This is a genomic window from Streptomyces sp. NPDC058326, assembly GCF_042879855.1.
Lineage (GTDB): Bacteria > Actinomycetota > Actinomycetes > Streptomycetales > Streptomycetaceae > Streptomyces.
Map to the genome: position 1 here is coordinate 151,471 of NZ_JBHVZO010000009.1, position 24,475 is coordinate 175,945.

The following is a 24,475-nucleotide window of genomic DNA, read 5'->3' on the forward strand; positions in this document are numbered from 1 at the left end:
ATCCGGTCGGAGGAAGGGAAGTTCGCGATGCCACAGCACGTACAGGGGGTCATCGCCCCCGGCAGGAACGAACCGGTACGGGTCGAGACGATCGTCATCCCCGACCCCGGCCCCGGTGAGGCCGTCGTGAAGATCCAGGCCTGCGGCGTCTGCCACACCGATCTCCACTACAAGCAGGGTGCCATCAACGACGAGTTCCCCTTCCTCCTCGGCCACGAGGCCGCCGGAATCGTCGAGTCGGTCGGCGAGGGAGTCACCGACGTGACCCCCGGCGACTTCGTGATCCTCAACTGGCGTGCGGTGTGCGGCACCTGCCGGGCCTGCGAGCGCGGCCGCCCCTGGTACTGCTTCGACACCCACAACGCCCGGCAGAGGATGACCCTCCTCGACGGCACGGAACTCTCCCCGGCCCTCGGCATCGGCGCCTTCGCCGAGAAGACCCTCGTCGCCTCCGGCCAGTGCACCAAGGTCGACCCCGCCGTCGCCCCCGAGGTCGCGGGCCTCCTCGGCTGCGGTGTGATGGCCGGCATCGGCGCCGCGATCAACACCGGGAACGTCGGCCGCGGCGACACGGTCGCCGTCATCGGCTGCGGTGGCGTCGGCGACGCGGCCGTCGTCGGCTCCCGCCTCGCCGGAGCCGCGAAGATCATCGCCGTCGACATCGACGACCGGAAGCTGGAGACCGCGAGGGCGATGGGCGCGACCCACACCGTCAACTCCCGCTCCACCGACCCCGTCGAGGCGATCCGCGAACTCACCGGCGGCTTCGGCGCCGACGTCGTCATCGAGGCCGTCGGCCGCCCCGAGACGTACCAGCAGGCCTTCTACGCCCGCGATCTCGCCGGCACCGTCGTCCTCGTCGGCGTCCCCACCCCCGAGATGAAGCTGGAACTCCCGCTCCTCGACGTCTTCGGCCGCGGCGGCGCGCTCAAGTCCTCCTGGTACGGCGACTGCCTGCCCTCCCGCGACTTCCCGATGCTCATCGACCTGCACCAGCAGGGCCGCATCGACCTCGCCGCCTTCGTCACCGAGACCATCGCACTCGGCGACGTCGAGAAGGCCTTCGCCCGCATGCACGAGGGCGACGTCCTCCGCTCGGTGGTGGTGCTGTGATGGCCGCCCGCGTCGACCACCTCGTCACCTCCGGCACCTTCAGCCTCGACGGCGGCACCTGGGACGTCGACAACAACGTCTGGATCGTCGGCGACGACACCGAGGCCATCGTCATCGACGCCGCCCACGACGCCCGGGCCGTCCTCGCCGCGCTCGACGGCCGCGCCCTGCGGGCCATCGTCTGCACCCACGCCCACGACGACCACATCGACGCGGCCCCGGCGCTCGCGGCCGCCACCGGCGCCCGCATCCTGCTCCACCCCGCCGACCAGCCGCTGTGGAAGCTGACCCACCCCGACCACAGCCCCGACGGCGAACTCGCCGACGGCCAGGTCCTCACCATCGCCGGCACCGACCTCACGGTCCTGCACACCCCGGGTCACGCGCCCGGAGCGGTCTCCCTGTACGCCCCCGAGCTCGGCACGGTCTTCACCGGCGACACCCTCTTCCAGGGCGGCCCCGGCGCCACCGGCCGGTCCTTCTCGGACTTCCCGACGATCGTCGGCTCGATCCGCGACAAGCTCCTGACCCTGCCGCCCGAGACGGTGGTGCGGACCGGCCACGGCGCGACGACGACGATCGGCGCCGAGGCCCCGCACCTGGAGGAGTGGATCAAGCGAGGGAGCTGAGTGCCAGCCGGCTCTCGAAGCGCATCGCGCGCCCCGTGAGAGGGTCGGAGAACTCCAGCGTCCGCGCCAGCAGCTGCAGCGGACGCGAGAAGTCCTCCGGCCCGTCCTCACGCACGACGGGATAGACCGGATCGTGCAGGAGCGGCAGCCCCAGGGCGTTCATGTGCACCCGCAGCTGATGCGTCCGCCCGGTCACCGGCACCAGCCGGTACCGTCCGCGCCCCCCGGAGTGTCCGACCAGCTCGATCCGGCTCTCGCTGTTCGGCTCGCCCGGCACCTCCCGGGCGGCCATCACCCCGCGCTCCTTCTCGATCCGGCTCCGCACCGTCGCCGGCAGCGCGACCGCCGGATCGTACGGCGCCACCGCCTCGTACTCCTTGCGCACGAGCCGGTCCCGGAACAGCGTCTGGTACGCCCCCCGGTCCTCTGCCCGTACGACGAACAGCACGAGCCCCGCGGTCAGCCGGTCCAAGCGGTGCGCGGGCTGCAGAGACGGCAGGCCGAGCTCCCGCCGCAGCCGGGCCGTCGCCGTCTCCGTGACGTGCCGCCCCCGCGGCATCGTCGCCAGGAAGTGCGGCTTGTCGGCGACCACGATCCGCTCGTCCCGGTGCACCACCCCGATCGGGAAGGGCACCGGCGTCTCGTCGGGGAAGTCACGGTGGAACCAGAGGTACCGCCCCACGGCGTACGGCTCGTCGCCGCCGACAGGGCCGTCCGTCCCCACGAAACGGCCGCTCAGCAGCATGTCCTCGACCCGCCCGGCACCGATGGCGCCCGCGTACCGGTCGAGCAGATGCTCCCGTACGGTTCCCCAGACCCCCTCGGGATCCTCCGGCAACCGCACCCGCACCGGATCGATCCCGTCCCGCTGGGGGAGGGGCGAGGAGGGGGCCTTGGATCTGCGTCGCACCGGGTCCTACCGCCGAAACCGCCGTAACAAGAAAGACCCCACATCATGTGGGGTCTTTCGCTGGTGTCCGAGGGGGGACTTGAACCCCCACGCCCGATAAAGGGCACTAGCACCTCAAGCTAGCGCGTCTGCCATTCCGCCACCCGGACAAGGTGTCTGTCTTCCTGGCCGCTGGGCCCTTCCGACGAGGAAAACCATAGCAAACATTCGGGGTGGCCGATCACCACCCCGGTCGGCCCCCGACATGTGACAGGAGCATGCCGGGGGAGGGGCGCCCTTGGGCCGGGAGCGGGCCACGCGGGAGGATGGGGCGAGCACCGAAGCAACCACGTGGGGCACGTAGTGGGAGGAAGCAGCGTGAGCGAGTCGAACACGGGCCGGAGTGTCAGCGCCGAGACCGCCGAGAACGAGGTCGTGGACCTCTGCAGCGAGCTCATCCGCATCGACACCAGCAACTACGGCGACCACTCCGGCCCCGGCGAGCGCGCGGCGGCCGAGTACATCGCCGAGAAGCTCGCGGAGGTCGGCCTGGAGCCGCAGATCATCGAGTCGCACCAGGGGCGGGCCTCCACCGTCGCCCGCATCGAGGGCGAGGACCCGTCGCGGCCCGCCCTGCTCATCCACGGCCACACCGACGTCGTCCCGGCCAACGCCGAGGACTGGACCCACCATCCCTTCTCCGGGGAGATCGCCGACGGCTGCGTCTGGGGGCGCGGTGCCGTCGACATGAAGGACATGGACGCGATGACCCTCGCGGTCGTACGCGACCGGCTGCGCAGCGGCCGCAAGCCTCCGCGCGACATCGTCCTTGCCTTCCTCGCCGACGAGGAGGCCGGCGGCACCTACGGCGCCAGGCACCTGGTCGACAAGCACCGGGACCTCTTCGACGGGGTCACCGAGGCCATCGGCGAGGTCGGCGGCTTCTCCTTCACCGTCAACGAGAACCTGCGTCTCTACCTGGTCGAGACGGCCCAGAAGGGCATGCACTGGATGCGGCTCACCGTCGAGGGCACGGCCGGTCACGGGTCGATGACCAACGACGACAACGCGATCACGGAGCTCTGCGAGGCCGTGGGCCGCCTCGGCCGCCACCAGTGGCCGGTGCGGGTCACCAAGACCGTGCGCTCCTTCCTCGACGAGCTCTCGGACGCGCTCGGCACCCCCCTCGACCCCGAGGACATGGACGGCACCCTCGCCAAGCTCGGCGGCATCGCCAAGATGGTCGGCGCCACCCTGCGGAACTCGGCCGCCCCCACCATGCTCGGCGCCGGCTACAAGGTGAACGTGATCCCCGGCCAGGCCACCGCGCACGTCGACGGGCGCTTCCTGCCCGGCTACGAGCAGGAGTTCCTCGCCGATCTCGACCGGATCCTCGGGCCGAAGGTGAAGCGCGAGGACGTCCACGGCGACAAGGCCCTGGAGACCGACTTCGACGGCGCCCTGGTGGACGCCATGCAGCTGGCGCTGCGCGCCGAGGACCCGATCGCCCGCGCCGTGCCGTACATGCTCTCCGGCGGCACCGACGCGAAGTCCTTCGACGACCTCGGCATCCGCTGCTTCGGCTTCGCCCCGCTCCAGCTGCCGCCGGAGCTCGACTTCGCCGGCATGTTCCACGGCGTGGACGAGCGGGTGCCGGTGGACGGCCTGAAGTTCGGCGCCCGGGTCCTGGACCGCTTCATCGACGCCTGCTGAATTCGCGCGCGCGTTTGTATATGACCAGAAAGAGTGAATGAACACGGGGGCTCGTAGCTCCCTCCCATCCCCCTCGTTACAGGTGGTGCGGTCCGCGGCTGGGGCCGCATTGCCAACTAGGAGGAATAATGATCAAGAAGGTCGTCGCTGCTGCGGCTGCCGCCAGCGGTCTCGTTCTCGCGGGTGCGGGCATGGCCGCCGCCGACGCGGGCGCCCAGGGTGCCGCTTTCGCTTCCCCCGGCATCCTCTCGGGCAACGTCGTCCAGGTGCCGGTGCACATTCCGGTGAACGTGTGCGGCAACACGGTCTCCATCATCGGCCTGCTGAACCCCGCCTTCGGCAACACCTGCGTCAACGCCTGACGTTGAGCCTCGCCCCGTGAGGGTGTGAGCCGGTCCGGCCCCGGAGTGCGTGCCATGCACTCCGGGGCCGGTCGCCATTTCCGCCCCGGGCGTTCCGCCCGGTGGCAGTCTTTCGAAGCCGAGCAGGCAGGGAACGAACTATGCGACAGGTCACCCGCAAGGGCCTTATCACCGTTGCGGCCGCCGGAGGCGTCTTCGCCGCGGTCGGCGGCGGTTACGCGCACGCCGATTCCGGCGCGCACGGTACGGCCACGAATTCGCCGGGCATCGCGTCCGGAAACACCGTCCAGGTTCCGGTCCACGTACCGGTGAACGCCTGCGGAAACACCGTCAACCTCGTCGGACTGCTGAATCCGGCGATGGGCAACACCTGTGCCAACACCTCGAAGCCCGGCAAGCCGGGCGGCGGCTCCTCCGCCGGCGGGCACACCAGCGACTCGCCGGGCGTGGGCTCCGGCAACACCGTGGAGGTGCCGGTCGACGTTCCGGTGAACGCGTGCGGCAACAGCGTCACGGGCATCGGCCTCGGCAACGCCGCCGGGGGCAACGACTGCGCGAACGGCGGGGACACGGGGTACGGCGAGGAGGAGCCGGGCAACCCCGGAAATCCGGGCAACCCGGGGAACCCCGGGAACCCCGGTAACCCGGGGAACCCCGGCAACCCGGGGAACCCCGGGAACCCCGGGAACCCCGGTAACCCCGGGAATCCGGGCAACCCCGGGAATCCCGGCACCCCGGGTAACCCTGGCACCCCCGGCGATGACGGCGGCTCGAACACTCCCGGTGAGCACGGCGTCACTCCGCCCCGTGCCGTCGAGGAGCTCGCCGAGACCGGTTCGGGTCCGCTCGGCGTGGTCCTCCCCGCCGGTGCCGGTCTGCTGCTCGCCGGCGCGCTGATCTACCGCCGCGCCCGCAACGCGGCCTGAGTCCGACGCACCACGCACAGGGGCCCCGCAGACCGCGGGGCCCCTTCCGGTTTGTCCTCTTCTCGCTACCAGGTCGCCCGGACCTGGCGGATGATCCGCCGCTTCAGCCGCACTCTGCGGCTCCCGTCCCGGTGCAGGCTCAGACGGTCCAACTCCCAGTGTCCGTACTCGGCATGGTCGGTCAACAGCCGCGTCGCCTCCTTGCGGGAGACACCTCGCGGCACGTACACGTCGACAAATTCGTATTCCGGCATCGCATCTATTGTGCGGGCACCGGCCCGGTACGGATAGCGTCTGTCCCATGTCTGATGCTGCGCAGCCCACCGCTGCCGAGGTACGTGCCGCCGCCGAGGCGGTCAAAGCCGCACTGGACCGTCACCTCGCGGCGGTCGAACGCCGCACGGGGGACGACGACACGGCCGTCTACGAAGCCTTCAACGCCCTCGCCACGGCGGCCGAGGCGTACGACGAACTCCTCTACGACCGCTACGACGAGGTCACTCCCTTCGAGATCCCCGGAGCGGACGGCGCCCTGCCGCCCTACGCCGGACCTGACGAACCCCATGCCGTCAGCCTTCTGATCCGACGCGACTACGCCGTGGCGGAACCGCAACGACTGCTCGCCCAGGCCCGCCGCGTCGCCGAGATCGAGGGCGACACGGACACCCCGGGACCGGCCGCCAGGGCCGGTGTCTCGCCACTCGCCGCGCTCGGCGTGCTCTTCGGCGAGTACGAACCGGACGAGATCGCCTCCCGGCACAAGGAGTTCGGCCTGGAGGAGGGCGACTCCACGCTCTGGGTCACCGCCGCCGACGAACTCCCGGAACCGGGGGAGTGGCTCAACGCCCCCTTCGAGCACGCCGACCCCGAGCGGATCGTCTGCCGCTTCGACGTCAGTGCCGTCTTCGACGAGGAAGAGGACGAAGGGGACCGCGACGAGGAGGAAGGGGCCGGCGGCTCCGGCTCCTGAGGGGGAGACGGCGGAGGGCCGGGACACCGCGATCGGTGCCCGGCCCTCCGCCGTTCCGCCCCGGCTACTCCGCCGGCGCGGCCAGCAGCGCCTCCAGGAGCGGCCGCAGCCGCGTCGTACGTTCCGGAGCCACCCCCTCGGACACGGCGCGGGGCAGCGCCTGGTCGACACCGTGCACGACCGACAGATGACGCTCCGCCCGGCCGAAGGCCGTGTACACCCAGGGCCTGCTCAGGCCTCCGGCCGCGTCACCGGGCAGCACCACGACCACCGCCGGCCAGCGCGTCCCGGCCGCCTGGTGCGCGGTGACCGCCCAGCCGTGCCGCAGCGCCGACCCCACCCGCTCCTTCGGTACGAGGAACGCCTCGTCCCCGCACCGCAGCCGCAGCCCCTCGGCGTCGGCCGACAGCACCGTGCCCGTCACCGTCCGGCCCGGCGCCGGCGCGTACGCCACCCGGTCGCCGATGTCATAGCCGCCGAAGCGGCCGGGGCCAGGGTTGAGCCGCTGCTTGAGGGCGGCGTTCAGCGCGCGCGTACCGGCCGAGCCGCCGTGTCCGACCGTCACCACCTGCGTCTGCTCGGACGGCACCCCGATCGCCCGGGGCACCGAGTCGGCCACCAGCTGGACCGTACGGTGCACGGCCTCGGCCGCGTCCCGCACCGGGACGATCACGATCTCCTTGCCCGGCGCCTCGACCTGGTTCAGCTCGCCGGCGCCGATGCCCGAGACCAGCTCGCCGAGCGGCCCCGGGTCGGGCAGGCGCGAGGCGATCCGCGGGCACACCCGGGCAGCGAGCACGTCGGCGAAGACCTGGCCCGCGCCCGGCGCGCCGAGCACCTCCGGGTCGCCGCTCAGCACCAGTCGGCAACCGTCGGGCAGCGACTCCAGCAGTACGGCGGCCGTCTCCACGTCCAGCTGCGGGGCGTCGAGCACCACGAGGAGGTCGAGGGCGAGGGCGCCCTCCTCGTCGCGGCCGGGACCGACCGCACCGGAGAGCAGATCGGCGACCGTGACCACGTTCACCCCGGCGGCGTCGGCCGTGCGCCGCCCGTCGCCCGCGTGGACGGTGATCAGGGTGCGAAGGCCGCGGGCCCGGGCCGCCACGGCGAGCGCCACCGGCTCGGCGCGGGACGCCTCGCCGCCCGTGTGCAGGACGAGGCCGTGCGCGCCGGCCGCGCGCTCCAGCTCGGATCCGTCCCACTCCGCGGGCGTCACCGTCCTGACGAGCCGGGCGAGCGCGTCCGCGAGGCTCTCCTCGGCCAGCGCGTACCGGTCGAGCCCGAGCAGCACGGGCGCGGCCGGCTCCCCGGTGCCGGCCTCCGCCGGCTGCGAGTCCCCTTCGCTCTCCTCGTCCTCTTCGGGCTGCTCCTCCGCCGTCTCCTCCTCCTGGAAGACGAGGACGGCGCCCGCCGAGACCGCCTCCTCGACGGCGGACTGCGGATCCGGCACCGCGTGCCCGGCGAGTCCGGCGCGGACGGCCTGGATCTCCAGCGCCGTGTGGCCCTGGAGCGCGGCCCGCTCCAGGAGCCACACGGTCAGGGCGACCGTCCGGCGCGGGTCGCCGGGGCCGCACGCGGGGCCGAGCAGCGCCCGCGCGAAGCCGTCGGCCTGCTCCGGGCGCACGCCGGGGACCGCGAGCAGCAGCCACGGGTCGTCGAGCAGGGCCGCGGCCGCGGCCTCGCCGAGCGCGGCGGCGACCTGCCCGGCCAGCGCCTCGGGGGCGCCGCCCTTGGCGAGGACCTCCCGCACGGCGGCCGTTGTGCCGGGCGCGGGCTCGGACGACTGGACCGGTGCCGGGGGCCGTACGGTCACGGCCGGGGCCGTCTCGGGAGCGGGGCGCCGGGGCGCGGGCTCGGGGGCCTCGTAGAAGGCGCTGCCCGACGCGGCGCCGCCCTCCACGGCCCGGACGGCCGCGAGCAGGTCCGCCGCCGTGCCGCTCAGCTTGGCGCCGCTCGCGAGGGGCCCCTCCTTCTCGGCCTTCCGCGCCTCGATCCTGGCCCGCAGCTCCCGCTGCGCGGCCAGCTCGGCCTGCGCGTCGCTCAACTCGGCCGCGGCGGCGGCCTCGGCCGCACCCGACCCACCGGCCGGTTCCTCGGCGGGTCCGGGCTCCTCGGCCGTGCCCGCCGGCTCGGTCGGCTCCTCGGCGGGTCCGGGCTCCTCGGCCGTACCGGCCGGCTCGGTCGGCTCCTCGGCCGTACCGGCCCCCTCGGCCGGCTCCTCGGCGGACCCGGGCTCCTCGGCCGTGCCCGGCTCCTGGGTCGCGTCGGGCTCCTGGGTCGCGTCGGGCCCCGGGGCCGGGGTCCCGGTGGCTCCCTCCTGCAGGTCCTCGGCGGGCTCCACGGCCTCGGGCGCGGTCTCCCCGGAAGGCTCGGTCACAAGGTGCTCCAGTCGTGATCCGGATAGCGGTGCACGGGCGCCGACACATCGTCCAGCGCCCGACAGATCTCGTCAGGAAGACTAAGGGTCTCCACCGACAACGCGGCCGTGAGCTGCCGCGCCGTGCGCGCGCCGACGATCGGGGCGGTCACGCCCGGCCGGTCACGGACCCAGGCGAGTGCCACGTGCAGCGGGGTCGTCGCGAGTCCGTCGGCCGCCGTCGCGACCGCTTCCACGATGCGGCTCGCCGCCACGTCGAGGTACGGCTCCACGAACGGCGCCATCGTCTCCGACGCGCCCCGCGAGTCCGTGGGGGTCCCTCCGCGGTACTTGCCCGTCAGGACTCCGCGTCCCAGCGGCGAGGACGGCAGCAGGCCTATCCCGAGGTCCTGCGCGGCCGGCAGCACCTCGCGCTCCACACCGCGCTGGAGCAGCGAGTACTCCAGCTGCGCCCCCGCGAGCCGGGTCCGGTCACCGCCGAGCTGCCACGTGCCCGCCTTGGCGAGCTGCCAGCCGCAGAAGTTCGCCACGCCCGCGTACCGCGCCCGACCGCTGCGTACGGCGATGTCGAGTGCCTGGAGAGACTCCTCCAAGGGTGTGTGCGGGTCGAAGGCGTGCAGCTGCCACAGGTCCACGTGGTCGGTGCCGAGCCGGGCGAGGGACGCGTCGAGCGCGGCGAGCAGATGGCCGCGCGAGCCGTCCGTCCGCCGGTCGGGGTCCGGCACGCTGCCCGCCTTGGTCGACAGGACGAGGTCCTGCCGGGGGACGAGCCGCTCCATGAGGCGGCCGAGCAGGTACTCCGCCTCACCCCCGCCGTACACGTCGGCGGTGTCGACGAGTGTGCCTCCCGCGTCCCAGAACGACTTCAACTGCTCGGCGGCGTCGTGCTCGTCGGTGTCCCGGCCCCAGGTGAGGGTGCCGAGTCCGATGCGCGACACACGCAGGCCGGTACGTCCGAGATGCCTCTGCTCCATGGCCGCGAGATTACTGGCCAGGGCACCACGCGGAGAGAGCCTGTGGACAACCGCGTCCTGACGGATGGCCCGACCGCGCGCTAGAGTCCGGCCCACAGGGACGTTACCGATGGGTAAGGGGTGCGTGGACATGCGGCTCGGCATCAACCTCGGCTACTGGGGCGCCGGTATGGACGGCGACAACCTCGCCGTCGCCCAGGAGGCGGACCGCCTCGGCTACGACGTCTGCTGGGCCGCCGAGGCCTACGGCTCCGACGCCCCCACCGTCCTCGCCTGGGTCGCGGCGAAGACCGAACGCATCGACGTCGGCTCCGCGATCATGCAGATCCCCGCCCGGCAGCCCGCCATGACGGCGATGACCGCCGCCACCCTCGACTCGCTCACCGGCGGCCGTTTCCGCCTCGGACTCGGCGTCTCCGGGCCGCAGGTCTCAGAGGGCTGGTACGGCGTCAAGTTCGACAAGCCGCTCGCCAGGACCCGCGAGTACGTCGAGATCGTCCGCAAGGCGATGTCCCGCGAGCGCCTCACCCACGACGGCGAGCACTGGACCCTGCCCCTCCCCGACGGCCCCGGCAAGCCCATCAAGCTCACCGTCCACCCGCAGCGCGAGCACATCCCGCTGTACATCGCCGCGATCGGCCCCAAGAACCTGGAGCAGACCGGCGAGATCGCCGACGGCGCCCTGCTGATCTTCCCCTCCGCCGCCCACCTGGAGGAGACCGCGCTCCGGCCGCTGCGCGCCGGCCGGGAGAAGGCCGGTCTGACGATGGACGGCTTCGACGTCTGTCCCACCGTGCCGCTCGCCCTCGGCGACGACGTCGAGGCCCTCGCGGACGTGTTCCGCCCGTACACCGCGCTCTACGTCGGAGGCATGGGCAGCCGCAAGCAGAACTTCTACAACCAGCTCGCGCGGCGCATGGGCTATGAGAAGGAGGCCGCCGAGATCCAGGACAAGTACCTGGCCGGCGACAAGACGGGCGCCGCGGCCGCCGTTCCCCACAGCCTCATCGACCAGACCGCGCTGCTCGGCTCCGTCGAGCGGATCGCCGACCGGATGACGGCCTACGCCGAGGCCGGGGTCACCACCCTCACCCTCGCCCCGGCCGGCTTCACCCTGGACGAGCGGGTGACGGCCCTGCGGGCGGGCGTGGAGGCCATGGAGCGGGCGGGCCTCGCGTAGCCCCGGAGGGAAGCCTGCGGCCGTGGTGGGGGCTCGGGGGTCTTCCCCGCCACGGCCGTCACGCAGCACAACGGCTCCGGCGTGCCCCCGGTTACGCCCCCGGGACTCACTCTTTCGGCCGAGTCGCACGGCCCCCCTGTTGCCCGCCGCCCCGGGCCGTCTTTGACTCGTTCTGTCCCGGGGGCGTACGGAGTGCGGACGACGCGCACGGAGGTGGCGGCGATGCTCACGGCCAAGGGTCTCTTCCAGGAGATCATCGACAACGACGAGGCCTTCCGGCTCTTCTGCTCCATCGCGGCGAGCGGTGAGACCCAGGGCGGCTGGGAGAACGCCAGGATCGCGGCCCTCGTCGCGCCCGGCATGCGGGAGCTGACACCCAAGATCACCCGGCACGGGGCCGACGAGGACAAGCACGGCCGGATCTTCAACGCGTTGATGAGGAAGCGCGGCCTCGAGCCGGTCCCCGTACCACCCGACACCGACTACACGATGCTGCTCGAACAGCGTGGCATCGGCCTCGCGCACGACAAGCTGCGCCGCGACGAGCCGCTCACCGAGCGGGACATCGTCGTCTACCTCGCCCACAGCCGGGTCACCGAGCAGCGGGCCGCCGACCAGATGGACATGCTCGTCACGTACTTCGGGGACCATCCCGAACTCGGCAAGGCCATCCACATGATCGACAACGACGAGGCGAACCACCTCGCCTACTGCCACGAGGAACTGCTCCGCCTCGCCCGCGAGGGCCACGGCCGGCTCATCCACCGGACCCTGCGCGAGTCAGCCCTCGTCGAGATCCAGGTCTACCGCGACGTCAGCCTCGCCGTGATGCGTCACATGGGGCGGATCCTGCGCTGGCCCCGGCCCAAGGGCGCGGCCCTCGCCGCCGGCATCCGCGGCATGTACGCGTACGAGCGCGCCGCCGGGTGGCACAGGATGGTCGACCTGCGGATGCCCGACCGGCTCGACGCCCTCGGCGGACCCGCGACCCCGGCCCCCGTCTTCTGAGCCCCGGGAGCCCCCCCCGAGAGCCCCGGGGCCCCACGGGCTCCCGGGGCGGGGCCTCACATCCAGCCGCGCCGCTTGAACAGCCGGTACAGCCCGAGGACGATGCCCGTCATCACGACGATCACCACCGGATACGAGCCCACCCAGCGCAGCTCCGGCATGTGGTCGAAGTTCATGCCGTAGATCCCCGCGACCATCGTGGGGACCGCCGCCATGGCCGCCCACGCCGAGATCTTCCGCATGTCGTCGTTCTGCCGCACCCCCATCTGTGCGAGATGGGCCGACAGCACGTCGGACAGCAGCCGGTCGAGCCCCTCCACCTGCTCGTTGGAGCGCAGCAGATGGTCGTTGACGTCCCGGAAGAACGGCTGCGAGCGCTCGTTCACGAACGGCACCGAACCGGCCGTGAGCCTGGCCAGCGGCCCCGCGAGCGGACCGCTGGCCCGCCGGAACTCCAGGACCTGGCGCTTCGCCGTGTAGATCCGCTCCGCGGTGTTCGCCGGGTTGCCCCCGGTGGGCGCGAAGACGTCCGCCTCCAGCTCCTCCAGGTCCACCTGGAGCTCACCCGCCACATCGAGGTAGTGGTCCACGATCGCGTCGCTCACCGCGTACAGCACCGCCGTCGGCCCGTGCTTCAGCAGCTCCGGATCGGCTTCGAGACGGCGGCGCACCTCGGCGAGCGGCGCGCCCTCGCCGTGCCGGACCGTCACGACGAACGAGTCGCCCACGAACAGCATCAGCTCGCCCGAGGAGACCCGGTCGCTCGCCGGTTCGTACACGATCGGCTTGAGCACCGCGAACAGGCTGTCGTCGTAGACCTCCAGCTTGGGCCGCTGGTGCGCCTTCAGGGCGTCCTCCACGGCCAGCGGGTGCAGTGCGAACTCGGAGCTGACGTGGTCGAACTCCGCCTCCGTCGGCTCGTGCAGCCCGACCCAGAGGAAGGCGTCACCGGCGGCCCGCGCCTCGTCCAGGGCGTCCGAGAGGTCGGCGGGCCCGTCCGTACGGCGCCCGTCCCGATAGATGGCAGAGTCGACGATCACGCGCCGCATTCTCCCCCCGAACGGCCGCGTCATGCACACGCGGAGCCCTCCGGATCCTCCTCCGCCCGGTTTCGAGGGGCCACCGCCTAGGCTGGCCGCCATGGCCACGTTGATCCTCGTCCGGCACGGACGCTCCACCGCCAACACCTCCGGGGTCCTCGCCGGGCGCACGCCCGGGATCTCCCTCGACGAGCGGGGGGCCGCGCAGGCCGCCGCCCTCCCCGGGCGCCTCGCGGACGTCCCGCTCGCCGCCGTCGTCTCCAGCCCCCTCCAGCGCTGCCGGGAGACCGTGCGGCCCCTCCTCGACGCCCGCCCGGACCTCCCGCTGCACGTCGAGGACCGGATCAACGAGTGCGACTACGGCGACTGGTCGGGCCGCAAGCTGGCCGAACTGAACGACGAGCCCCTGATGGAGGTCGTCCAGGCACACGCCTCAGCCGCCGCCTTCCCCGGCGGCGAGTCCATGCGCGCGATGCAGGCCCGCGCCGTCGACGCCGTACACGACTGGAACGCGCGGATCGAGGCCGAGTACGGCGAGGACGCCTGCTACGTCATGTGCTCGCACGGCGACATCGTCAAGTCGATCGTGGCGGACGCCCTCGGCCTCCACCTCGACCTCTTCCAGCGCCTCCACGTCGACCCCTGCTCGGTCACCGTCATCCGCTACACGCGCCTGCGTCCCTTCCTCGTCCGCCTCGGCGACACCGGCGACTTCGGCGGATTCGCCCCCAGGGACCACCCCGACAGCAGTGGGACGGCCGAGGTCGGGGGCGGTGCGGGCGCACCGTGATCCCTTCGCGCAGTAGGGTGGACGCGCCGCTGTAGTACGACTGTCGAGACGCAAGGGAGCCGGGAAACGTGTCCCGTCAGGTGTTCCTCTACGACCCACCGGAGCGGTTCGTGGCCGGCACGGTCGGACTGCCTGGCCGCCGTACGTTCTTCCTCCAGGCGTCCGCCGGCGGCCGGGTCACCAGCGTCGCCCTGGAGAAGACGCAGGTCGCGGCCCTCGCCGAACGCATGGACGAACTCCTCGACGAGGTCGTGCGCCGCACCGGGGGCAACGCGCCCGTGCCCGCCGTCGCCCCCGCCGAGGTGGCCGACACCGCCCCCCTCGACGTGCCCGTCGAGGAGGAGTTCCGGGTCGGCACCATGGCACTCGCCTGGGACGGCGACGAGCAGCGCATGATCGTCGAGGCGCAGGCGCTCGTCGAACTCGACGTGGACTCCGAGGAGGACCTCGCGGAGGCCGAGGAGCGGCTGCTCCAGGACGAGGAGAACGGCCCGCCGATGCTCCGGGTCCGCCTCAGCGGCGCCCAGGCGCGCGCCTTCGCCAAGCGGGCCCTGGACGTCGTCAACGCGGGCCGGCCGCCGTGCCCGCTGTGCAGCCTGCCGCTCGACCCCGAGGGGCATGTCTGCCCGCGCCAGAACGGATACCGCCGCGGAGCATGAGCAGCAGCCCCCCGACGCCGCCGGACGCCGAGCTGCTCGCCCGCGGTGAGCTGACCGTGCGCGGCCAGGTCCGTGAGGCCTCCAACGCCGTCCTGTACTGCTCCGTCGCCTACGAGGGCCGGGAGGCCTTCTGCGTCTACAAGCCGGTCGCGGGAGAGCGGCCGCTGTGGGACTTCCCCGACGGAACCCTCGCCCAGCGCGAGGTCGCGGCCTACGAGATCTCCGAGGCCACCGGCTGGGGCCTGGTCCCCCCGACCGTGCTCCGCGACGGGCCGTACGGGGAGGGCATGGTCCAGCTGTGGATCGAGGCCGACCCGGAGGCGCGCCTGCTCGCCCTCACCGAGGACCCGGAGGCGGGCGCGGGCTGGAAGGCGGTCGGGCCCGCCCGGCTCGACGAGGAACGCACCGCGCTCCTCGTCCACGCGGACACCCCCGAGCTGCGCCGGCTCGCCGTCCTGGACGCGGTCATCAACAACGGTGACCGCAAGGGCGGTCATCTGCTGCCGGCGCCCGACGGCCGTCTCTACGGCATCGACCACGGCGTCAGCTTCCACATCGAGGACAAGCTGCGCACCCTGCTGTGGGGCTGGGCGGGCGAGCGGCTGCCCGCGGAGGCGGCCGGGGTGCTCGACGCGCTCGACGGCTCCCTGGCGCCGGGAGGGCCCCTCGCCGCCCGTCTGGCGGAACTGCTCACCGCCGCCGAGGTGGCGGCGGTACGCGCCCGCGTGGGCGCGCTGCGGGCCACCGGACGGCACCCGGAGCCCTCGGGGCAGTGGCCCGCGATCCCCTGGCCGCCGGTCTGAGCGGGGGCCGAAAGGTTTCGGCCAAGGTCAATGGAGGGCCCTCCACCCCCAGGGGGTATGCACGCACGCCTCCGACCCGCAAGAGCGCCTAATCGGTCAAGATCCCGGATCCGGTTCGTATCCGGAACACCTGTCCGGTTACGCTCGGGGCATGCATGCCTGGCCCGCTTCTGAGGTCCCCGCCCTTCCTGGCAAGGGCCGCGACCTCCGGATCCACGACACCGCGACCGGTGGACGAGTGACCCTCGCCCCCGGCCCCGTCGCCCGTATCTACGTCTGCGGCATCACGCCGTACGACGCGACCCACATGGGTCACGCGGCGACCTACAACGCGTTCGACCTCGTTCAGCGCGTGTGGCTCGACACCAAGCGGCAGGTGCACTACGTCCAGAACGTCACGGACGTGGACGACCCGCTCCTGGAGCGCGCGATCCGCGACGGCATCGACTGGGTCGGCCTCGCCGAGCGCGAGACCGCGCTCTTCCGCGAGGACATGACCGCCCTGCGGATGCTGCCCCCGCAGCACTACATCGGCGCCGTCGAGGCCATACCCGGCATCGTCCCGCTCGTCGAGCGCCTCCGGGACTCCGGCGCCGCCTACGAGCTCGAAGGCGACATCTACTTCTCCGTCGACGCCGACCCGCACTTCGGGCAGGTGTCGAACTACAGCACCGAGCTGATGCGCCACCTCTCCGCCGAGCGCGGCGGCGACCCGGACCGCCCCGGCAAGAAGAACCCGCTCGACCCGATGCTCTGGATGGCCGCCCGCGAGGGCGAGCCGAGCTGGGACGGCGCCAGCCTCGGCGCCGGCCGCCCCGGCTGGCACATCGAGTGCGTCGCCATCGCCCTCGACCACCTCGGCATGGGCTTCGACGTGCAGGGCGGCGGATCCGACCTGATCTTCCCGCACCACGAGATGGGCGCCTCCCACGCCCAGACCCTCACCGGCGAGTTCCCCATGGCCAAGGCGTACGTCCACGCCGGCATGGTCGCCCTCGACGGCGAGAAGATGTCCAAGTCCCGCGGGAACCTGGTCTTCGTCTCCAAGCTCCGCCGGGACGGCGTCGACCCGGCCGCCATCCGGCTGGCGCTCCTCTCCCACCGCTACCGCGACGACTGGGAGTGGACCGACCAGGTCCTCCAGGACGCCGTGGAGCGACTCGGCCGCTGGCGTGCCGCCGTGTCCCGGCCCGACGGCCCGCCGGCCGACGCGCTCGTCGAGGAGCTCCGCGAGGCCCTCTCCGACGACCTCGACACCCCCACCGCGCTCGCCGCGGTCGACCGCTGGGCCGCGCTCCAGACGGCCGGGGGCGGCACCGACGACTCCGCCCCGGGTCTCGTCTCCCGCGCCGTCGACGCCCTCCTCGGCGTCGCCTTGTAGTACCGGTGGAACCCGTCGTGCGGGTGGTACTCGCACTCCCCGTCAGTTCCGGCCAAGTCCCCCGGGGTCAAGGCCGAGTCGTGATGAGCTGCGAGTGCCAGTAACCCTCGTACGAAAGGGCACTCCGTGGAGCACTTCCTCGCACGCAGAGGATTCCTGGGAGCCGCCGTCGCCCTCGGCGCGGCGGCTCTCACCGGCCCCCTCACCACGGGAACGGCGCAGGCGGCCGCACCCGCTGGACGGTGGCCCACCGCGTTAGCACTCGCCACCGGCTTCCAGCCGGAGGGCATCGCCATCGGCCACAGCCCGTACGCCTACCTGGGCTCGCTCCGGAACGGCGCCGTCTACCGGGCCTCGCTGGCCACAGGCGAGGGCCGGATCGTCCACCAGGGGCTCGGCGACGGTCACTCCACCGTCGGCCTCAAGATCGACCGGGCCGAACGGCGCCTCTTCCTCTCCGGCGGCTGGAGCCGGGAGATCCGCGTCGTCGACGCCCGATCCGGCGCGCTGCTGCGCCACTTCACCGGGCTGGGCGCCGCCACCACCATGGTCAACGACGTCGTCCTCACCCCCGGCGCCGCCTGGTTCACCGACTCCTTCCAGCCGCAGCTCTACCGCCTCCCCCTCGACCGCACGGGCGCGCCCGGCGACGAGGTGACCACCGTCCCCCTCCGCGGCGACTGGACGCAGGGCACCGACTTCACCGCCAACGGCATCGAGAGGACCCCCGACGGGCGGGCGCTGCTCGTGGTCAACTGCGCCCATGACGGCGGCTCCCTGATGCGGGTCGACCCGGGCACCGGTGTCGCCCGCACGGTCGACCTCGGGGACCTGCGGATCCCGGACGGGGACGGACTGCTCCTCCTCGGCCGAGAGTTGTACATCGTGCAGCAGTACACCAACCAGATCGACGTGGTCCGGCTCGACGCGACCGGATCGCGGGGCACCGCCATCGCCCGGATCACCGACCCCCAGCGGTTCCGCGTCCCGACCACCGCGGCGGCCTGGGGCGACCGGATCTACCTGCCCAACGCCCGGTTCCGCCTGGATCCGGACCCCACCGCCGTCCCCTACGACGTGGTGTCCGTGCCCCGGGTCTGATCTCGCCGGCCACGGGCTCGAAGGGCCCCGGAAAGCCGTACGGGAGGGGCGGCAGCGCCACCCCTCCCGTACCCCTCACTCCTCGGCGTCGCCGTCCGTGTCCCCGGCGGGCGGCTCGGGCTCCACGCCCGTCTCGGCGCCGGACTCCGGCCCCGCCTCCGCGGCCGGGCCCGGGGCCTCGCCCGCGTCCGCCCCGGGAGCCGGCGGGTCGGTGCCCGGTACCGCCTCCGGTCCCGGCTGCTCCGGCTTCGGCGGCCTGGTACGGCCGCTTCCCGCGTCCCGCAGGAACGGGGAGTCGCCGCCCTCCGTCGCCACGCCGGGACCGGGCCCGGTGCCCGGCTCACGCCGCCGCAGATACCGCTCGAACTCGCGGGCGATCGCCTCGCCCGAGGCCTCCGGCAGCTCCGCAGTGTCCCGGGCCTCCTCGAGCGTCTGCACGTACTCGGCCACCTCGCTGTCCTCGGCGGCCAGCTGGTCCACGCCCAGCTGCCAGGCACGCGCGTCCTCGGGCAGCTCGCCCAGCGGGATGCGCAGGCCGATCAGGTCCTCAAGACGGTTGAGGAGCGCGAGCGTCGCCTTCGGGTTGGGCGGCTGCGACACGTAGTGCGGCACCGCCGCCCACAGGCTCACCGCCGGTACCCCCGCGTGCGTGCACGCCTCCTGGAGGATGCCCACGATGCCCGTCGGTCCCTCGTACCGCGTCTCCTCCAGGTCCATCGTGCGCGCCAGATCCGGATCGGACGTCACCCCGCTGACGGGGACCGGCCGGGTGTGCGGGGTGTCCCCGAGCAGCGCGCCCAGGATCACGACCATCTCCACGCCCAGCTCGTGCGCGAAGGCGAGGATCTCGTTGCAGAAGGAGCGCCAGCGCATCGACGGCTCGATCCCGCGCACGAGCACCAGGTCACGGGGCTTCTCGCCGCCGACCCGGACCACGGAGAGCCGTGTCGTCGGCCAGGTGATCTTCCGTACGCCATTGTCCAGGAAGACCGTGGGCCTGTTGACCTGGAAGTCGTAGTAGTCCTCGGCGTCGAGCGCCGCGAACACCTCGCCCTTCCATTCCCGGTCCAGGTGGGCGACCGCGGTGGAGGCGGCGTCGCCGGCGTCGTTCCAGCCCTCGAACGCGGCCACCATGACCGGGTCGATCAGCTCGGGTACCCCCTCGAGCTCGATCACCCAGCGCCTCCTTTTCGAAGTTCCTGTCGTACGGACCAACCTTACGGCTTTCCCCAGGTCCGTCCGCAGCCCCCGGACATCCCCGAAAACCCGTGCGGCCTTGATCGACTACCCAGGAACCGGCCCCCGCACACGGCACGCGCGAGGGGCGGTCCCTCCAGGAGGAACCGCCCCTCGACCCGGGGGAGTTACTTCCCGAGCATCGACTCGACCCCGGCACGGATCTCGTCCGTCGCCAGACCGCGGATGGTCAGCGTCGTGCGGCGGCGCAGCACGTCGTCCGCCGTCTCGGCCCACTCGTGGTCACGGGCGTAGGCGACCTGCGCCCAGATCTCCGGCGCGTCCGGGTGGATGCGGCGGGCGAGCTCGGGGTTCTCGTTCGCCATCCGGGCGATGTCGAAGGAGAGCGAGCCGTAGTGCGTCGCCAGGTGCTTGGCGGTGTCGGCGGCCATCCGGGGCCCGGGCGCCGGACCGTCGACGAGCAGCCGGTGCGCGACCGCGTTCGGGTTGGCGATACCGGGCAGCGGCAGCCGCTTCGGCAGCGTCGACACCGACTCGTAGTCCTCGCCCAGCGGGTGCCCGGGGAGCTGCTCCAGCTTCCTCATCACCGTACGGCCGATGTGACGGAAGGTCGTCCACTTGCCGCCGGCCACCGACAGCATGCCGCCGCGGCCCTCGGTGACGACCGTCTCGCGCTTGGCCTTGGAGGTGTCGCCGGGACCGCCCGGGAGCACCCGGAGGCCCGCGAAGGAGTAGGTGATGAGGTCGCGCGACAGCTGCTGGTCGCGGATGGAGAAGGCGGCCTCGTCCAGGATCTGGGCGGTGTCCTTCTCGGTGACCTCGACCTGGCCGGGGTCGCCCTCGTACTCCTCGTCGGTGGTGCCGAGCAGCAGCATGTCCTCCCAGGGGAGGGCGAAGGTGATGCGGTACTTGTCGATCGGGGTGGCCAGGGCGGCCTTCCACGGCGAGGTCCGCTTGAGGACCAGGTGCGCGCCCTTGGAGAGGCGGATGGAGGGGGCCGCGTTCGGGTCCTCCATCTTCCGCAGGTGGTCGACCCACGGGCCGGTCGCGTTGAGCACGAGACGGGCGCTGACCCCGAACTCGTCGCCGCTGGTGCGGTCCTTGAGCTCGGCGCCGGTGACCCGGCCGCGGGTGAAGCGAAGCCCGGTGACCTCGGCGTGGTTGAGGACGGTGGCACCGGCGTCGACCGCCGCGCGGACCGTCATCAGGGCCATGCGGGCGTCGTTCATCTGGTCGTCGCCGTAGACGGCCACGGCCTTCAGGTTGTCCGTACGGAGCTCCGGCACGTCCTGCGCCGCCTTGGCGGGGGAGAGCAGGTGCCCGACGCCGTCGCCGAACGCCGACAGGGCGCTGTAGGCGAAGACACCGGCGCCCAGCTTGGCCGCGCCGTGCGGGCCGCCCTTGTAGACGGGCAGGTAGAAGGTGAGGGGGTTGGCGAGGTGCGGTGCCACCTGGCGGGAGACCGCACGCCGCTCGAAGTGGTTCTCCGCGACCAGCTTCACCGCGCCGGTCTGCAGGTAGCGCAGACCGCCGTGGAGCAGCTTCGAGGAGGCGGAGGAGGTGGCGCCGGCGAAGTCGCCGGCGTCCACCAGGGCCACCCGCAGGCCCGACTGCGCGGCGTGCCAGGCGGTGGAGATGCCCAGGATGCCGCCGCCGATCACCAGGAGGTCGTACGTCGCCTTGGAAAGCTGGTCCCGGGTCTCGGCGCGGCTCGGGAGGGAGCCGGACGCCGGGTGCGTCCCAAGGGCGGGGACGCTCTGCAGGGTGGTCATGTCTTACTCCTCGGATGCGTCATCGAGCCAGCTCATGGAGCGTTCCACGGCCTTGAGCCAGCTCTTGTACTCGCGGTCCCGCCTGTCGGCGTCCATGCGAGGGGTCCATTCCGCCGCCCGGCGCCAGTTGGCGCGCAGCGCGTCGGTGTCCGGCCAGAAGCCGACGGCCAGACCGGCGGCGTAGGCGGCGCCGAGGCAGGTGGTCTCGGCGACCATCGGCCGCACGACGGGTGCGTCCAGGAAGTCCGAGAGGGTCTGCATCAGCAGGTTGTTGGAGGTCATGCCGCCGTCGACCTTGAGCGCGGTCAGCTCGACGCCGGAGTCCTTGGTCATGGCGTCGGTGATCTCGCGGGTCTGCCAGGCGGTCGCCTCGAGGACGGCGCGGGCGATGTGCGCCTTGGTGACGTACCGGGTGAGGCCGGCGATGACACCGCGGGCGTCGGAGCGCCAGTAGGGGGCGAACAGGCCGGAGAAGGCCGGCACGAAGTAGGCGCCGCCGTTGTCCTCGACCGAGGACGCGAGGGTCTCGATCTCGGCGGCGGACTTGATCAGGCCCATCTGGTCGCGCATCCACTGCACCAGCGAACCGGTGACGGCGATCGAGCCCTCCAGGGCGTAGACCGGCTTCTGCTCGCCGATCTGGTAGCCGACCGTGGTCAGCAGGCCGCTGTAGGAGTTGATGATCTTGTCACCGGTGTTCATCAGCATGAAGGTGCCGGTGCCGTACGTGGACTTCGCCTCGCCCTCGGCGAAACAGGTCTGGCCGAAGAGGGCGGCCTGCTGGTCGCCGAGTGCCGAGGCGACCGGGACGCCGGCGAGGGCGCCTTCCTTGACGTGGCCGTAGACCTCGGCGGAGGACCGGATCTCGGGGAGGACGTTGAGGGGGACCCCCATCGACTCGGCGATCTTCTCGTCCCAGGCCAGCGTGTGCAGGTTCATCAGCATGGTGCGCGAGGCGTTGGTGACGTCGGTGACGTGCACGCCGCCGTCGGTGCCGCCCGTGAGGTTCCAGATGACCCACGAGTCCATCGTGCCGAAGAGGATGTCGCCGGCCTCGGCGCGCTCGCGCAGGCCCTCGACGTTGTCGAGCATCCAGCGGATCTTCGGGCCGGCGAAGTAGCTCGCAAGCGGCAGGCCGGTCTCGCGGCGGAAGCGGTCCTGGCCGACGTTGCGGCCGAGCTCCTTGCAGAGCGCGTCGGTGCGGGTGTCCTGCCAGACGAGGGCGTTGTGGACGGGCTCGCCGGTGTTCTTGTCCCAGAGGAGCGTGGTCTCGCGCTGGTTGGTGATGCCGATGGCCTTGACGTCGGCCGCGGCGATGCCGCCCTTCGTCAGGGCGCCGGCGACGACCTCCTGGACGTTGGTCCAGATCTCGGCGGCGTTGTGCTCGACCCAGCCCGGCTTCGGGAAGATCTGCTCGTGCTCCTTCTGGTCGACCGAGACGATCCGGCCGTCCTTGTCGAAGACGATGCAGCGGGAGGAGGTGGTGCCCTGGTCGATGGCCGCGATGAACGGGCCGGAGGTGTGTGCGTCGGTCACGGTGTGCTCCAAGGGAGGTCTGGGAGAAGGACGGCTCAGGCGAACGCGATGGTGTAGATACCCGCGGCGACGGCGCCGCCGATCAGCGGTCCCACGACCGGGATCCAGGCGTAGCTCCAGTCGGAGCCGCCCTTGTTCGGCAGCGGCAGCAGGGCGTGCACGATGCGCGGGCCGAGGTCACGGGCAGGGTTGATCGCGTAGCCCGTCGGGCCACCGAGCGAGAGGCCGATGGAGACGACCACGAACGCGGTGATCAGGGCGCCTATGACGCCGAGGCCCTTGCCGCTGTCGTTGAGGCCCTGGGTGAGCACGGCCAGGACGAGCACGACGGTGCCGATGATCTCGGTGGCCAGGTTCTGCCAGGTGTTCCGGATCTCGGGGCCGGTGGAGAAGATGCCGAGCACTGGGCCGGGGCCCTCGATCGGGTCCTTCGCGGCGGCCTCCGGATCGGTGAGGTGGGCCTGGAACTGGCCGTAGTAGGCCACCCAGACCAGTGCCGCACCGATCATCGCGCCGAGCATCTGTCCCGCGATGTAGACGGGGACGTCGCCCCACGTGCCGTCCTTGATCGCGATTCCGACCGTGACGGCGGGGTTCAGATGGGCGCCCGAGAGGGAAGCCGTCATGTAGACGGCCGTCATGACGGCGAAGCCCCACCCGAAGGTGATCGCGAGCCAGCCCGCGTTGCGGGCCTTGGAGCCCTTGAGCGTGACGGCGGCACAGACACCGCCGCCGAGCAGAATGAGAACGGCGGTACCGATGGTCTCGCCGAGGAAGATGTCGGAGCTGGACACCCGCGACTCCTTTGTCCTTCGTCCAGGGGAAGGCGAACCCCGGGTCCCTCCGTGGTCCGCACCCTCGTGTGAGGGCGTTACCGGCCCTTGGCACTGCCACACTCTAGCGTGTATTGCCGTTAAGTGTTCGGCAATGCCGACCGGTGAACGGAAGTTTTGCCCCCTGGTTAACAGCGCGTCAAGGGTTCGGGAAGTGAAAAACCCGCCGATAACGGGATCGTTACCGGCGGGTTCAGGCGAGACCGGGAAGGCTTCGGGCGGGGACGGGCGAGGCTCAGAAGCGCCCGGCCCCCAGATCCCTCGACACGGCCCGGGCGCAGTCCCGTACCGCCGCCACCAGCTCGGGCCGCAGCTCCCCCTCGGGACAGAGCCGCTCCACGGCGCCCGTGACCGCCACCGCGCCCACCGGCATCCGGCGCCGGTCGTGGATCGGTGCCCCCACCGAGGCCACGCCCTCCCAGGTCTCCTCCACGTCCGCCGCCCAGCCCCGCGCCCGGGTCATGTCGAGCAGCGACTCGAACGCGGTCAGCTCCGTGGTCGTGCGGGGCGTGAACGCCTCCCGCTCGACCTCGAGCACCTCGCTGTGCGCCACCGGGTCGTACGCCGAGAGGACCTTGCCGAGCGCGGTGGAGTGCAGCGGCTGCATGGCGCCCACCTCCAGGACCTGGCGGCTGTCGTCCGGCCGGAAGACGTGGTGGACGATCAGCACGCCCTGCTGGTGCAGCACCCCCAGGTGCACGCTCTCGCCGCTGGACCGCGCCAGGTCGTCCGTCCAGACCAGGGCCCGGGCCCGCAGCTCGTGCACGTCCAGATAGCTGTTGCCGAGCCGCAGGAGCTCCGCGCCGAGCTGGTAGCGCCCCGAGGCGGCCTCCTGCTCCACGAAGCCCTCCGCCTGGAGGGTGCGCAGGATGCCGTGGGCGGTGCCCTTGGCGAGCCCGAGTGAGGACGCGATGTCGGACAGGCCGAGCCGGCGCTCGCCGCCCGCGAGCAGTCGCAGCATGGCCGCCGCCCGTTCAAGCGACTGGATGTTCTTCGCCATCGCCCGGCCTTCTCCTCTCACGTTGTTCGACAATGCTGAACACTATCGGTCGATGCCGACCTCGTGTCACATAAGACAGTGTCGAACAAGAACGGGCCGGACCGGGAGTCCCCGCACACAGGATGCCGTCCGGCCCGTGGGACGCCGTGTCCACCCCGGCCCCCACGCGGTTACGCTGGCCCCGTGCACCCTCCACCGAGGTGCAAAGCCGACAGCCGTCGC

At 72.3% G+C, this 24,475-nt stretch carries 23 protein-coding genes and 1 tRNA gene; 13 read left to right on the forward strand and 11 right to left on the reverse strand.

Annotated features, from left to right (window positions below; translation table 11 throughout):
- Window positions 1–27 precede the first annotated feature (27 nt).
- A complete protein-coding gene (locus ACFVYX_RS18790; protein WP_389682491.1) occupies window positions 28–1,113 on the forward strand; it encodes an S-(hydroxymethyl)mycothiol dehydrogenase in 1,086 nt (361 codons plus the stop codon).
- Complete coding sequence (locus ACFVYX_RS18795; protein ID WP_389682492.1) at window positions 1,113–1,742, forward strand: MBL fold metallo-hydrolase; 630 nt, start codon at window positions 1,113–1,115, stop codon at window positions 1,740–1,742. The genes ACFVYX_RS18790 and ACFVYX_RS18795 overlap by 1 nt, the downstream gene beginning before the upstream one ends.
- On the opposite strand, the gene ACFVYX_RS18800 is transcribed toward ACFVYX_RS18795, so the two are convergent.
- Window positions 1,726–2,652: an RluA family pseudouridine synthase gene (locus tag ACFVYX_RS18800; protein ID WP_389682493.1), complete on the reverse strand. Its 927-nt coding sequence runs from the start codon at window positions 2,650–2,652 to the stop codon at window positions 1,726–1,728. The genes ACFVYX_RS18795 and ACFVYX_RS18800 overlap by 17 nt on opposite strands.
- A 61-nt stretch (window positions 2,653–2,713) precedes the next feature.
- Window positions 2,714–2,801, reverse strand: a tRNA-Leu gene (locus ACFVYX_RS18805).
- Window positions 2,802–3,009: 208 nt separating this feature from the next.
- Between ACFVYX_RS18805 and ACFVYX_RS18810 the strand changes: the two genes are divergently transcribed.
- The 3 genes from ACFVYX_RS18810 (at window position 3,010) to ACFVYX_RS18820 (ending at window position 5,632) form a co-directional block, all read left to right on the forward strand.
- The gene (locus ACFVYX_RS18810; protein ID WP_389682494.1) at window positions 3,010–4,344 is read left to right on the forward strand and encodes a M20/M25/M40 family metallo-hydrolase; all 1,335 of its coding nucleotides are present in this window, start codon (window positions 3,010–3,012) and stop codon (window positions 4,342–4,344) included.
- A gap of 128 nt (window positions 4,345–4,472) precedes the next feature.
- Window positions 4,473–4,706 (forward strand): chaplin, encoded by a 234-nt coding sequence (locus tag ACFVYX_RS18815; RefSeq protein ID WP_389682495.1) that lies wholly within the window; start codon window positions 4,473–4,475, stop codon window positions 4,704–4,706.
- A gap of 140 nt (window positions 4,707–4,846) precedes the next feature.
- Window positions 4,847–5,632 carry a chaplin gene (locus ACFVYX_RS18820; protein WP_389682496.1) on the forward strand — a complete coding sequence of 262 codons (786 nt, stop codon included), beginning with the start codon at window positions 4,847–4,849 and terminating at the stop codon, window positions 5,630–5,632.
- A 65-nt stretch (window positions 5,633–5,697) separates the two neighbouring features.
- Here the strand turns inward: ACFVYX_RS18820 and ACFVYX_RS18825 are convergent, their stop codons facing one another.
- The gene (locus ACFVYX_RS18825) at window positions 5,698–5,886 is read right to left on the reverse strand and encodes a DUF5703 family protein (protein ID WP_015032473.1); all 189 of its coding nucleotides are present in this window, start codon (window positions 5,884–5,886) and stop codon (window positions 5,698–5,700) included.
- A gap of 47 nt (window positions 5,887–5,933) precedes the next feature.
- On the opposite strand from ACFVYX_RS18825, the gene ACFVYX_RS18830 reads away from it, so the two are divergent.
- Window positions 5,934–6,602, forward strand: coding sequence for a hypothetical protein (locus ACFVYX_RS18830; protein ID WP_389682497.1), 669 nt, complete (start codon window positions 5,934–5,936; stop codon window positions 6,600–6,602).
- A gap of 64 nt (window positions 6,603–6,666) precedes the next feature.
- On the opposite strand, the gene ACFVYX_RS18835 is transcribed toward ACFVYX_RS18830, so the two are convergent.
- Complete coding sequence (locus ACFVYX_RS18835; protein ID WP_389682498.1) at window positions 6,667–8,979, reverse strand: helix-hairpin-helix domain-containing protein; 2,313 nt, start codon at window positions 8,977–8,979, stop codon at window positions 6,667–6,669.
- A complete protein-coding gene (locus ACFVYX_RS18840; protein ID WP_389682499.1) occupies window positions 8,976–9,953 on the reverse strand; it encodes an aldo/keto reductase in 978 nt (325 codons plus the stop codon). The genes ACFVYX_RS18835 and ACFVYX_RS18840 overlap by 4 nt, the downstream gene beginning before the upstream one ends.
- Before the next feature lie 130 nt (window positions 9,954–10,083).
- Here ACFVYX_RS18840 and ACFVYX_RS18845 point away from each other — a divergent pair, with 130 nt between their 5' ends.
- Both ACFVYX_RS18845 and ACFVYX_RS18850 read left to right on the forward strand, forming a co-directional pair.
- Window positions 10,084–11,133, forward strand: a complete 1,050-nt coding sequence (locus ACFVYX_RS18845) for an LLM class F420-dependent oxidoreductase (protein WP_389682604.1) — start codon at window positions 10,084–10,086, stop codon at window positions 11,131–11,133.
- Window positions 11,134–11,355: 222 nt separating this feature from the next.
- Entirely contained in the window at window positions 11,356–12,141 is a 786-nt protein-coding gene (locus ACFVYX_RS18850; RefSeq protein ID WP_389682500.1) for a ferritin-like domain-containing protein, read from the forward strand.
- Window positions 12,142–12,197: 56 nt separating this feature from the next.
- Here ACFVYX_RS18850 and ACFVYX_RS18855 read toward each other — a convergent pair whose 3' ends face one another.
- Window positions 12,198–13,190: a magnesium and cobalt transport protein CorA gene (locus tag ACFVYX_RS18855; RefSeq protein WP_389682501.1), complete on the reverse strand. Its 993-nt coding sequence runs from the start codon at window positions 13,188–13,190 to the stop codon at window positions 12,198–12,200.
- Between the two features lie 91 nt (window positions 13,191–13,281).
- On the opposite strand from ACFVYX_RS18855, the gene ACFVYX_RS18860 reads away from it, so the two are divergent.
- The 5 genes from ACFVYX_RS18860 to ACFVYX_RS18880 all read left to right on the forward strand — a co-directional run bounded on the left by ACFVYX_RS18860 (window position 13,282) and on the right by ACFVYX_RS18880 (window position 17,915).
- Window positions 13,282–13,971, forward strand: coding sequence for a histidine phosphatase family protein (locus tag ACFVYX_RS18860; RefSeq protein ID WP_389682502.1), 690 nt, complete (start codon window positions 13,282–13,284; stop codon window positions 13,969–13,971).
- 68 nt (window positions 13,972–14,039) lie between these two features.
- Complete coding sequence (locus tag ACFVYX_RS18865) at window positions 14,040–14,630, forward strand: DUF3090 domain-containing protein (RefSeq protein WP_389682503.1); 591 nt, start codon at window positions 14,040–14,042, stop codon at window positions 14,628–14,630.
- Window positions 14,627–15,433, forward strand: a complete 807-nt coding sequence (locus tag ACFVYX_RS18870) for an SCO1664 family protein (RefSeq protein WP_389682504.1) — start codon at window positions 14,627–14,629, stop codon at window positions 15,431–15,433. The genes ACFVYX_RS18865 and ACFVYX_RS18870 overlap by 4 nt, the downstream gene beginning before the upstream one ends.
- Before the next feature lie 151 nt (window positions 15,434–15,584).
- Window positions 15,585–16,814 carry a cysteine--1-D-myo-inosityl 2-amino-2-deoxy-alpha-D-glucopyranoside ligase gene (mshC, locus tag ACFVYX_RS18875; protein WP_389682505.1) on the forward strand — a complete coding sequence of 410 codons (1,230 nt, stop codon included), beginning with the start codon at window positions 15,585–15,587 and terminating at the stop codon, window positions 16,812–16,814.
- Window positions 16,815–16,940: 126 nt separating this feature from the next.
- Window positions 16,941–17,915, forward strand: coding sequence for an SMP-30/gluconolactonase/LRE family protein (locus ACFVYX_RS18880; RefSeq protein ID WP_389682506.1), 975 nt, complete (start codon window positions 16,941–16,943; stop codon window positions 17,913–17,915).
- Window positions 17,916–17,990: 75 nt separating this feature from the next.
- Here ACFVYX_RS18880 and ACFVYX_RS18885 read toward each other — a convergent pair whose 3' ends face one another.
- The 5 genes from ACFVYX_RS18885 to ACFVYX_RS18905 all read right to left on the reverse strand — a co-directional run bounded on the left by ACFVYX_RS18885 (window position 17,991) and on the right by ACFVYX_RS18905 (window position 24,253).
- The gene (locus ACFVYX_RS18885; protein ID WP_389682507.1) at window positions 17,991–19,091 is read right to left on the reverse strand and encodes a PAC2 family protein; all 1,101 of its coding nucleotides are present in this window, start codon (window positions 19,089–19,091) and stop codon (window positions 17,991–17,993) included.
- A 188-nt stretch (window positions 19,092–19,279) separates the two neighbouring features.
- The gene (locus ACFVYX_RS18890) at window positions 19,280–20,884 is read right to left on the reverse strand and encodes an FAD-dependent oxidoreductase (protein ID WP_389682508.1); all 1,605 of its coding nucleotides are present in this window, start codon (window positions 20,882–20,884) and stop codon (window positions 19,280–19,282) included.
- A gap of 3 nt (window positions 20,885–20,887) precedes the next feature.
- Window positions 20,888–22,420: a glycerol kinase GlpK gene (gene glpK / locus ACFVYX_RS18895; protein WP_389682509.1), complete on the reverse strand. Its 1,533-nt coding sequence runs from the start codon at window positions 22,418–22,420 to the stop codon at window positions 20,888–20,890.
- Window positions 22,421–22,455: 35 nt separating this feature from the next.
- Window positions 22,456–23,214, reverse strand: a complete 759-nt coding sequence (locus ACFVYX_RS18900) for an MIP/aquaporin family protein (RefSeq protein ID WP_389682510.1) — start codon at window positions 23,212–23,214, stop codon at window positions 22,456–22,458.
- A gap of 274 nt (window positions 23,215–23,488) precedes the next feature.
- Window positions 23,489–24,253 carry an IclR family transcriptional regulator gene (locus tag ACFVYX_RS18905; RefSeq protein ID WP_389682511.1) on the reverse strand — a complete coding sequence of 255 codons (765 nt, stop codon included), beginning with the start codon at window positions 24,251–24,253 and terminating at the stop codon, window positions 23,489–23,491.
- Window positions 24,254–24,475 lie beyond the last annotated feature (222 nt).